This window comes from Actinoallomurus sp. CA-150999 (assembly GCF_050942425.1).
In the GTDB taxonomy this organism is placed as follows: domain Bacteria; phylum Actinomycetota; class Actinomycetes; order Streptosporangiales; family Streptosporangiaceae; genus Actinoallomurus.
Genome location: NZ_CP192063.1, coordinates 11,923,906 through 11,932,932 on the forward strand (window position 1 = coordinate 11,923,906; position 9,027 = coordinate 11,932,932).

Consider the following 9,027-nt stretch of genomic DNA (forward strand, 5'->3'; position numbering starts at 1 on the left):
CGTCTCTCATCGGCGAATTCGCGATCTGACCGGTGTGTCGCCTTGCGCAAACAGCATTCGGCGCGCTCCGACGCTCATCACCATGATCACGGCGGTGGCCCCGCCGAGCAGCATCACGGTCGGCAGGGATGTGCGATCCACGATGACGCCGCCGACGAGAGCACCGGTCGACAACGTCGCTTGAAACGACGCCGTGAACAACACCGAGGCCGCCTCCCTCGCGTGCGGGGCCGCCTTGACGAACCACGCCTGCGAACAGACCGGAACGGCACCGTAGCCCACACCCCAGACGATGAGCAGGGCGACGGCACCCGGTTCCCACCGGCCGAGCGACGGGAGCGCCAAAATGGCCACGGCGATCAGAGCTCCAGCAACCGCGAAGGCGGCGTGCGGGTGGCGAGCGACGGCCGCGCCGGCCAGGAAGTTGCCCACGATGCCCGCGACGCCGTACGTCAACAGGAACATCGTGATCAGGCTCGTGGGGACGTGTGTGCTCCGTTCCAGGAACGGCGTCACGTAGGTGTAGGTACCGAAGTGCGCGAGCACGACGAGCACCGTCACCAGTAGCGCGAACCGGGTGTCGACGCCGCGGATCATGCCGCGCAGAGCGGTGAGGCGCGTGACCTGTTCGGCGGGCAACGGCGGCAGCAGGATCGCGAGGGCGATGAGCACCCCCACGGACAGCAGGCCCAACACCAGGAAGCCCACCCGCCAACCTTCGACGTTCCCGATCAGTGTCCCCAACGGCACGCCGAGAACCGATCCCAGCGGAACGGCCGAGAAGATGACGGCCGTCGCCCGGCGCGTGGATCGCGACGGCACCAGACGGTCGGCCAGGCCCGCGCCGATGGACCAGAAGCCACCGATGACGACCCCGACGAGCACGCGCGAGATCAGCACCGCCCAGTACGCCGGTGCGCCTGCGGCGATGAAGTTCGCCGACGCCAGCAGGAACATGAAGGCGCACAGCATCAGCCGCCGGTCGAGCCGGGCGGTCGCGATGGTGACCGCGGGTGCGGAGACCGCCGCGAGGTAACCGGGCATGGTCATCATCAGCCCGGCCGTTCCGTCGGAGATGGTGAAGCTGGAGCCGATGGACGTCAGCAGCCCGATCGGAAGGATCTCGGTGGTGACGATCGAGAAGATCCCCATCATCACCGAGAGCACCGCCGGCCAGTTGGTCGGTGCCGGCCTCGCCGACCTGGCGGCACCGGCCGAAGTGGTGAGCGTGGACATCGATCCCGTCCTGTGGTGGATGGCAGTGAACGCCTTCCACCCAACGGGCACCGCCGGCCGAGAACCGGCGGATTCACGACGTCACCGCGGCCGCCGAAGGGTCTCGTCGGATTGTCGCTCGCCGGTCGGGAGTGGCCGAGAACCCGTCCGGCGGATGCTCACGGGTCACGTACGGTAGAGCCGCCTGCACGACAAGCCGTCGAGTGGCGGACCCGAGCGCCGCCTGACACCGAGTCCGGGCCCGGAGACGCCCTCAGACGGGCCGGAGAGCCCCCTCCGGGGACATGGAGCCCAGGAGCCGTTCCAAGGCGACCTCGACGTCCTCACGCCAGGAGATGGCGGACTTCAGCTCCAGCCGCAGGCGCGGGAACCGGTGATGCGGCCGCACCGTCTTGAAACCGACCGCGAGCATGTACTCGGCGGGGAGAACACAGGACGGCTTCTCCCACTTGAGATCGCCGAAGGCCTCGATCGCGCGGATGCCCCGCCGGGTGAGGTCCTTCGCGACGCCCTGGACGAGCATCCGGCCGAGACCGCCGCCCTGGAACTCCGGGAGGATGTGCGCGGTCATCAGAAGCGCCGCGTCGGCGCTCGCCGGGCTCGTCGGAAACGCCACGGAGCGCGGGACGTAGAGCGGCGGTGCGAACAGGACGTAGCCCGCAGGCACTCCGTCGACGTACACGATCTTGCCGCAGCTGCCCCACTCCAGGAGGGTGGCGGAGATCCAGGCTTCCTTCTCCAGCTCTGGATCGCCACAGTCTTCGGCCCGCTGCATGCTGACCGGGTCGAGCTCCCAGAACACGCACCTGCGACACCGTGACGGCAGGTCCTCAAGATTGTCGAGCGTGATATTCACCAGACGACGCGACACCGGCCAGGCCCCCTTCGTGGGCGGAGCGCCTTCATTCTCAGGAACCTATTCCCGCTCCAAGAGGAGCTTAGAGCTTCCGCTTGAACTGTGGCCCGATGGCGGATGGCCGCTGTTTCACGTGAAACCATCCGCCCGATCCGAGCCGGGGGCGTTCTCTAGGGCCTGTCTCGAAGTCCCCGTCCGTAGCGAGCGGTGTCCAGGTGGTGCCTCGCAAGGCGGAGGAGGGAGTCAGCCCGGTGTTGGCCGGCGACTCCTCCCGGGGTCCCCGCGGAAACGCGGCGGTCGGCGAAGCCGTTCCCGCGCGTTTTCGTGGAGTGGGGCGACAACGCGGTGAGGCGCCGCCTGGACGCCGCGCAGTAGGACAGCGGACTTCGAGACAGGCCCTAGGACCGGCCGTCCGGCGTCATCGCGTCGACGATCCGCTCGAGGTCCTCGAGCGTGGCGAACTCGACCACGATCTTTCCCTTGCGCTGTCCGAGGTCCACGCTCACCTTCGTCTCGTAGAGCTCTGACAGCTCCGAGGCGAGCTCCCTGATCCGCGGGTTCTCCGGCTTGCTGGGTGCCTTGCGGCGGGCGGCCTTCTTGGTCTCGCCGCCCTCGCCGAGCGCGATGAGCTCTTCGACGGCTCGGACCGAAAGGCCCTCCTCGACGATCCGCTTGGCGAGATGCTCCTGGCGCTCGGGGCTCTCCAGTCCGAGTAGCGCGCGGGCGTGACCGGCGCTCAGCACGCCGGCGGCGACGCGCCGCTGCACGGCCGGCGGGAGGTTCAGCAGCCGCAGGGTGTTGGTGATGTGCGGGCGGGAACGGCCGATGCGGGTGGCGAGCTCCTCGTGCGTCGCTCCGAAGTCGTCCAGCAGTTGCTGGTACGCGGCGGCCTCCTCCAGCGCGTTGAGCTGCTGCCGGTGGAGGTTCTCCATCAGGGCGTCGCGCAGCATCTCGTCGTCGCCGGTGTCCCGGACGATCGCCGGAACCTTCTCCAGACCGGCCATCTTGGAAGCGCGCAGTCGCCGCTCGCCCATGATGAGCTCGTAGCCGTCCGGCCCGAGCTCGCGAACGACGATCGGCTGGAGCAGCCCGACGATCCCGATCGACGCGGCGAGCTCCTCCAGCGCATCCTCGTCGAACGTCTGCCGCGGCTGCCGCGAATTGGGAGTGATCTTCGCGATGGGCACCTCGGCGAAATGCGCCCCGGCCACCACCTGCGGCTGGTCCCCGCCGTCGGCCGACGCCGACGTGAGGGTGCCGGTGGGCGGCGACGCCGGCTGCGGAGGCGCCGTCGGGATCAACGCGCCCAGGCCCTTACCCAGGCCTCGTCGTGGCTGACTCACTTGCGACCTTCCCTACGTCCTTCTGCGGTGTCGGCGGACCTGGCCGAGACCCGCACCGCACGCCTCGGCGCCAACGATCCGGTCATGCGGCGCCCTCCGCCCCCCGGTAGGCCATCTCGCGGGCGGCCTCCGTGTAGGCGAGCGCGCCGCTGGAACTCGGGTCGTAGGTCAGCACGGACTCGCCGTAGCTCGGCGCTTCGGACACCCGGACACTCCGGGGGATCACCGTGCCCAGGACCAACTCGCCGAAGTGGCTCCGCACCTCGTCCGCGACCTGGGCGGCCAGGCGGGTCCGCGCGTCGTACATCGTAAGCAGGATGGTCGAGACGGCGAGGTTGGGGTTGAGGTGCTGCCGGACGAGATCGACCGTGTGGAGGAGCTGGGTGAGGCCCTCCAGGGCGTAGTACTCCGTCTGGATCGGGATCAGCAGTTCGTTCGCACCCGTCAGGGCGTTGACGGTGAGCAGACCCAAGGACGGCGGGCAGTCGATGAGCACGTAGTCGAACTTCCCGGTGTCGTACGCCTCCAGTGCACGCCGCAGGCGACCCTCGCGCGCGACCATCGGCACGAGGTCGACCTCCGCTCCGGCGAGATGGAGGGTCGCCGGAGCGCAGTAGGCGTTCGGCAGCCCTTCGGCCGGCACGACGATCTCATCGAACGGCGCGCCTTCGAGGATCACGTGATAGACGGACGGGATGTCCGCGTGATGCTCCACGCCCAGCGCGGTGGAGGCGTTCCCCTGGGGATCCAGGTCGATCACGAGCACCCGGTTGCCGTGCATCGCCAACGCCGCCGCCAGGTTCACGGCGCTCGTCGTCTTGCCGACGCCGCCCTTCTGGTTGGCGATCGTGATGATGCGGCACTGAGGCGGCCTCGGCCACTCTTTCTCGTTCTGCTTCGCAACCGCCTTGAACGCGGCCGCCGTGGCTTGCACCATCGGCTGCGCTGTTTCACGTGAAACATCGGCCGACTTGAGCGCCTCACTTACCAACTTCGACTCCCCATGGACCGGGTCACGTTGCGACGTCTCATTGACAGGATCGACAGCGGGCGGGATCTCGGCGGCGAGATCGCCCACCGGTTCTTCGTCGGGTAGGGCGGCCGGCGAGGCCGCGGGCGGGGCCGATGCCTCCGCGGCAGGTGCGGACGGATTGGCCGATGAGATCACCGGCGTCGAGACGTGTGCCGTCGAGGGAGCCGCGGGCGGAGGCGGGGCCGCGGCCCTCGGTGCCGCGGGCGTCGACGGGGCCGAGGCCGCCGTCGTGCCCGGCCAACCGAGACCGGACGCGTCCTGCCGTGACGCCCCTGCTGTACGGTCCGGCCATCCCAAGCCCTCTGCTGTCGTCAAGGACCGTCACCTCTTCCGTTCGCCGCGCCGGCGACCGCCGCGACGAGAACTCGTCCGTTTCCCCGAGGGTTGCGGAGCCTTGCCGGCGACGACACGGACGATCGTCGCCGGAGGCTCGACTTTACCGTGACCCACGTGGAGCACTTCTGCGGCGCGAACCCCGAATTCCTTCAGAACGGGGCCCGCCTCCTCGAGCTCGGCCGCCGCGCGCTCCCCCTTCAACGCCAGGAGCTCGCCGCCCGGCCGCAGCAGGGGCAGCGCCCACCGCGCCAGCCGCTCGAGCGGCGCGACTGCCCGAGCCGTGACGACATCGGCGGCGAATTCGCCGACGACCTCCTCCGCGCGGCCCCGCCGAACCTCGACGTTCGGCAGCCCGAGCAGATCGACGCACTCCTGAAGGAAGACGGTGCGGCGAAGGAGCGGCTCGAGAAGCGTCACCGACAGGTCCGGACGGGCGATCGCCAACACCAGCCCGGGCAGTCCGGCGCCCGAGCCGATGTCGACCACGGACGCCTCTGCCGAGATCACCTCGGCCATCACGGCGCAGTTCAACAGGTGACGCTCCCACAAGCGCTCGACCTCGCGCGGCCCGATGAGGCCGCGTTCGACCCCGGGGCCCGCGAGGAACTCGGCGTATCTCTCAGCGGAAGGCAGGGCGTCGGCGAAGATCTCGCGGGCGATCGACGGTGCAGGAAGTAGTGGCATGGCTCAGCGGCTCAGAAACGTCGTATGGGTCCCCACAGTGTTGGAATGCTTCCACATCGCACGGCGTCCGGGAAACGCCGACCCGCACGGCCCGCCCCCGAACGTGACGTCGATGCCCTTGTTTCCTGCTCCTCGGTGACGCCCAGGAACACCGCAGCCGGGCGATACGCGCGGCACCGACGTCGCCCCGCTCGTCCGGGCTGATGGCGGTTCGTTCGGCTTTCGACTCGGCTTCCCCACCGGAAAATCCGGTCCTATGCATATCTCTCGTGGACCGGGTACGTCTGGGGCTGGCCGAGCCATCCCCGGAAGGAGCCGTCTCAGATGGGCATCGGAACGGGCCTGGCGTTCATCGCCATGGGAGCGATTCTCGCCTTCGCCTTCAACTTCCACGTCAGCGGGATCGACATCCAGATGATCGGATGGATCCTGATGTTCGTCGGCGCGGCATGGCTGGCGATCACGTTCGCCTACACGCGACCGCGTCGCCGCCGGCAGGTCACGGAGATCGTTCAGGACGATCCGCTGTATGTCAGCGAGGAGGAGCGCCCGCAAACGATCATCGTCCGGGAGCCTCCCCCGGAGCGCGCGCCGGAGTCGTCCGCCCACCGGCGATCCGTCTCGCAGGCCCGCCGTGATGTCACGAGGTACGAGCCGCAGTAGACCGGAAAGCCGCCACGACCAACCGCGGACCGACCGGCCGACCGGTACCAAAAAAGATACGGCCCCGCCACCGAGTGGCGGGGCCGTTCGTCTTCGGGTGGTTCGGCGAGCGCGTTCGCGCGGGGCGCCGGCGCGTCAGGCGCGGGTGCCTGGCCGGCTCACTCCGCGTAGACGACGACGTAGCGGTTGGGCTCTTCGCCCTCTGACTCGCTGCGCAGTCCCATGGCGGCGATCGCGTCGTGCACGACCTTGCGCTCGAACGGCGTCATGGGCGACAGGGCCTTCGGCTCGCCCGTGCGCTTGACGTCTTCGCCGATCTCGCTGCCGAGCTTGGACAGCTCCGACCTGCGGCGCTCCCGGAAGCCGCCCACGTCGAGCATGAGTCGACTCCGCTCGCTGGTCTTGCGGTGCACCGCCAGGCGAGTGAGCTCCTGGAGCGCCTCCAGCACCTCGCCCTTGCGGCCGACGAGCTCGTCCAGCGTGGCGCCGACTACGGACACCATGGCCCGCTCGCCCTCGACGTCCATGTCGATGTCGCCGTCGAGGTCGGCGATGTCCAGGAGGCCCTCGATGTAATCCGCCGCGATCTCGCCTTCCTGCTCGAGCGCCTTGATGTCGACCTTCACGGTCTCCTCGGTCTCGGCTTCGGCTTGGCTCACTCCGGGCTCCTCATGCGTACTGCGGCTCGACTGGGAAGTCACGCTATCGCTTCCTCTTGCTCCGCGGCTGGCGTGTCGGCTGTTGCCGTACGACCTTCGGCGGCGTGTCGTCCACCGGCTCGTCCACCTCGGCCTCGGCCTCGGCCTTCTTCTTTGCCTTACCCGCTGAACCGTTCGCCGTCGCGGACTTGGTGAGTGCGGTCCGGGTGGTCGCCTTCGTCGCGGACTTCACGGCGCCGCCCTTGGCGGTGCCGGTCTTGGCAGTGCCGGTCTTGCCGACCGCGGGCTTCGCGGTGCCCGTCTTGGCCGCGCCGTCGCCCTGGGCGTCGGGGGTGGCCATCGGGTACTTCTTGTAAACGTAGTGCGACTGGGCCAGGGTCCACGAGTTCGTGGTGACCCAGTAGATGAGGACGCCCAGCGGCAGGGTGAGACCGAAGAGGCCGAACAGCGGCGAGAGGTACACCAGGTACTTCTGCGACGCCATCATCGGGTTGTCGGCCGTCATCGTCTGCATGGACCGGCCGACGCTCGACTTCATGGTGAAGAAGGTCGTCGTCGAGCTGATCACGACGGCGAGGCCGGTGACGACCATCGCGCCGACGTGCCCGCTGGAGAAGGCGTCCTTGAACGTCGACGGGATGTGCGCGCCGAAGATGTCGGCGTTCTGGGCGCTCTGGATGAGGTGAGCAGAGATGCCGTACTTCGACTGGCCCTTCGGCGTCGTGGAGATCGCCCGGAGCACGTTGTACAGCGAGATGAAGATGGGGAACTGCACCACCAGCGGAAGGCACCCGGACAGGGGGTTGGCGCCCGCCTCCTGGTAGAGCTTCATCATCTCCTGGTTGAGGCGCTGCTTGTCCTTCTTGTACTTCTTGCGCAGCGCCTGCACCTGCGGCTGCAGCTCTTGCATCTTCCGCGACGAGTGGATCTGCTTGACGAACAGCGGGAAGAGGATGACCCGCATGAGGACGGTCAGCAGGAAGATCGACAGGCCCCACGCCCATCCGCTGTCCGCCGGGAAGATCAGGCTCAGGCCGGCGTGGATCTGTACGATCACCCACGCTACGGCCTCGAACAGCGGATCGAGGAAGCTGAGACTCACCGGCTGGCTCCTATGTGCTCTCCGAAACAGTGCCGCCGGGGGGCGGCGTGAGGTCTTGTGGTTCGCCCTTCCGCGGCGGGACGGGGTCGTATCCGCCGGCGTGGAAGGGGTGGCAGCGGGCGATACGCCGTACCGCGAGCCAGCCGCCGCGCAGGGCGCCGTGGGTGCGGAGCGCCTCCAGGGCGTAGGCGCTGCAGGTCGGCTGGTAGCGGCACACCGGGCCGAAGAGGGGGCTGATGAACCGACGGTAGAAGACGATGGGCACCGTCAGGGCCCGAGCCGCTAGCGTCGGCTTGTCCGTCATGTCCGCCTCTTGACCTGTCGCCGCAGGAGCCGGTCGAGTGCCGCGTCGAGATCCGCTGCGAGTTCGTCGTGGCGTGCGGCCGCCGCCTTGGCATTGGCCCGCACGACAAGCAGGCTACCTGGTGCGAGCAGATGCAGGTGCTCCCGGACGATGTGCCGGAGCCTGCGACGCACGCGGTTGCGGACGACCGCGTCACCGACCTGGCGGCCGACGGTGAAGCCGACCCGGGCGGGTTCGTCGACGTCATCCCGGAACTGCAGGTGAAGAACGAGATGAGGCCGTCCGGCACGATCGCCGCGCCGAACGGCCGAGGTGAACTCTTCTCGCCGCCGCATCCGGTGTCCGGACGGCAGCATGGATCGCCGCTGCTCAGACCGCGATCTCTGCGCGCCCCTTGCGGCGGCGCGACGACAGGATCGCCCGCCCCGCCCGGGTGCGCATGCGGAGCCGGAAGCCGTGCTTCTTGTGACGGCGGCGGTTGTTCGGCTGGTACGTACGCTTGCTCACTCGAGACTCCAGTGGGGTGCTGCGGTCAATGTGCTCATGTCGCATCGGGCACCTGAGCCCGTACGGGGCCCGGCGTCCTGCGGGCGCGCAGCACCGCCGTCGATGCGACTCGACCGTCGTACGTTACGGTCTGCGCCGCCCTCCGGTCAAACCGAGCACGCGTATCCCCAATAACCCCGGGGGTTGTGCACAAGTTGTGGACAACCCTGTGGATGACGCGTGAGAGAGTGTTCGTCTGACGTTGTGCGGGAGGACAACGCCCATTAGTGGGGCGCCGGCCGCTTCGAGGGAGGGGAACCAGGAT

The 9,027-nt window shown here is 68.7% G+C and carries 11 protein-coding genes; 1 reads left to right on the forward strand and 10 read right to left on the reverse strand.

What is annotated here, in order from left to right; translation table 11 throughout:
* Window positions 1-6: 6 nt before the first annotated feature.
* The 5 genes from ACQP2O_RS55305 to rsmG form a co-directional block, all read right to left on the reverse strand.
* The gene (locus tag ACQP2O_RS55305; protein ID WP_433178902.1) at window positions 7-1,236 is read right to left on the reverse strand and encodes an MFS transporter; all 1,230 of its coding nucleotides are present in this window, start codon (window positions 1,234-1,236) and stop codon (window positions 7-9) included.
* 253 nt (window positions 1,237-1,489) lie between these two features.
* Window positions 1,490-2,038 carry an N-acetyltransferase family protein gene (locus ACQP2O_RS55310; RefSeq protein ID WP_433178906.1) on the reverse strand — a complete coding sequence of 183 codons (549 nt, stop codon included), beginning with the start codon at window positions 2,036-2,038 and terminating at the stop codon, window positions 1,490-1,492.
* Between the two features lie 452 nt (window positions 2,039-2,490).
* On the reverse strand, window positions 2,491-3,435 hold the full coding sequence (locus tag ACQP2O_RS55315) for a ParB/RepB/Spo0J family partition protein (protein ID WP_433178908.1): 945 nt from the start codon (window positions 3,433-3,435) through the stop codon (window positions 2,491-2,493).
* 82 nt (window positions 3,436-3,517) lie between these two features.
* On the reverse strand, window positions 3,518-4,372 hold the full coding sequence (locus tag ACQP2O_RS55320) for a ParA family protein (protein ID WP_433178910.1): 855 nt from the start codon (window positions 4,370-4,372) through the stop codon (window positions 3,518-3,520).
* Window positions 4,373-4,789: 417 nt separating this feature from the next.
* Entirely contained in the window at window positions 4,790-5,488 is a 699-nt protein-coding gene (rsmG, locus tag ACQP2O_RS55325; RefSeq protein ID WP_433178912.1) for a 16S rRNA (guanine(527)-N(7))-methyltransferase RsmG, read from the reverse strand.
* Window positions 5,489-5,812: 324 nt separating this feature from the next.
* Between rsmG and ACQP2O_RS55330 the strand changes: the two genes are divergently transcribed.
* Window positions 5,813-6,151, forward strand: coding sequence for a DUF6458 family protein (locus ACQP2O_RS55330; RefSeq protein ID WP_433178914.1), 339 nt, complete (start codon window positions 5,813-5,815; stop codon window positions 6,149-6,151).
* Between the two features lie 158 nt (window positions 6,152-6,309).
* Here the strand turns inward: ACQP2O_RS55330 and ACQP2O_RS55335 are convergent, their stop codons facing one another.
* The 5 genes from ACQP2O_RS55335 to rpmH are packed head-to-tail and all read right to left on the reverse strand — an operon-like array spanning window position 6,310 to window position 8,723.
* Window positions 6,310-6,810, reverse strand: a complete 501-nt coding sequence (locus ACQP2O_RS55335; protein ID WP_433178916.1) for a protein jag — start codon at window positions 6,808-6,810, stop codon at window positions 6,310-6,312.
* Window positions 6,811-6,853: 43 nt separating this feature from the next.
* On the reverse strand, window positions 6,854-7,912 hold the full coding sequence (gene yidC, locus ACQP2O_RS55340; protein ID WP_433178917.1) for a membrane protein insertase YidC: 1,059 nt from the start codon (window positions 7,910-7,912) through the stop codon (window positions 6,854-6,856).
* Between the two features lie 10 nt (window positions 7,913-7,922).
* A complete protein-coding gene (gene yidD / locus ACQP2O_RS55345; protein ID WP_433178919.1) occupies window positions 7,923-8,216 on the reverse strand; it encodes a membrane protein insertion efficiency factor YidD in 294 nt (97 codons plus the stop codon).
* On the reverse strand, window positions 8,213-8,572 hold the full coding sequence (rnpA, locus tag ACQP2O_RS55350) for a ribonuclease P protein component (RefSeq protein WP_433178921.1): 360 nt from the start codon (window positions 8,570-8,572) through the stop codon (window positions 8,213-8,215). Before rnpA ends, yidD begins: the two co-directional genes overlap by 4 nt.
* Before the next feature lie 13 nt (window positions 8,573-8,585).
* Entirely contained in the window at window positions 8,586-8,723 is a 138-nt protein-coding gene (gene rpmH / locus ACQP2O_RS55355) for a 50S ribosomal protein L34 (protein WP_433178923.1), read from the reverse strand.
* Between the last annotated feature and the right edge of the window lie 304 nt (window positions 8,724-9,027).

Excerpts from the sequence above, each read along its gene's own strand:
- ACQP2O_RS55305 (WP_433178902.1), bottom strand. The coding sequence starts at position 1,236 with ATGTCCACGCTCACCACTTCGGCCGGTGCCGCCAGGTCGGCGAGGCCG.
- ACQP2O_RS55320 (WP_433178910.1), bottom strand. The coding sequence starts at position 4,372 with ATGGTGCAAGCCACGGCGGCCGCGTTCAAGGCGGTTGCGAAGCAGAAC.
- rsmG (WP_433178912.1), bottom strand. The coding sequence starts at position 5,488 with ATGCCACTACTTCCTGCACCGTCGATCGCCCGCGAGATCTTCGCCGAC.
- ACQP2O_RS55330 (WP_433178914.1), top strand. The coding sequence starts at position 5,813 with ATGGGCATCGGAACGGGCCTGGCGTTCATCGCCATGGGAGCGATTCTC.
- yidD (WP_433178919.1), bottom strand. The coding sequence starts at position 8,216 with ATGACGGACAAGCCGACGCTAGCGGCTCGGGCCCTGACGGTGCCCATC.
- rnpA (WP_433178921.1), bottom strand. The coding sequence starts at position 8,572 with ATGCTGCCGTCCGGACACCGGATGCGGCGGCGAGAAGAGTTCACCTCG.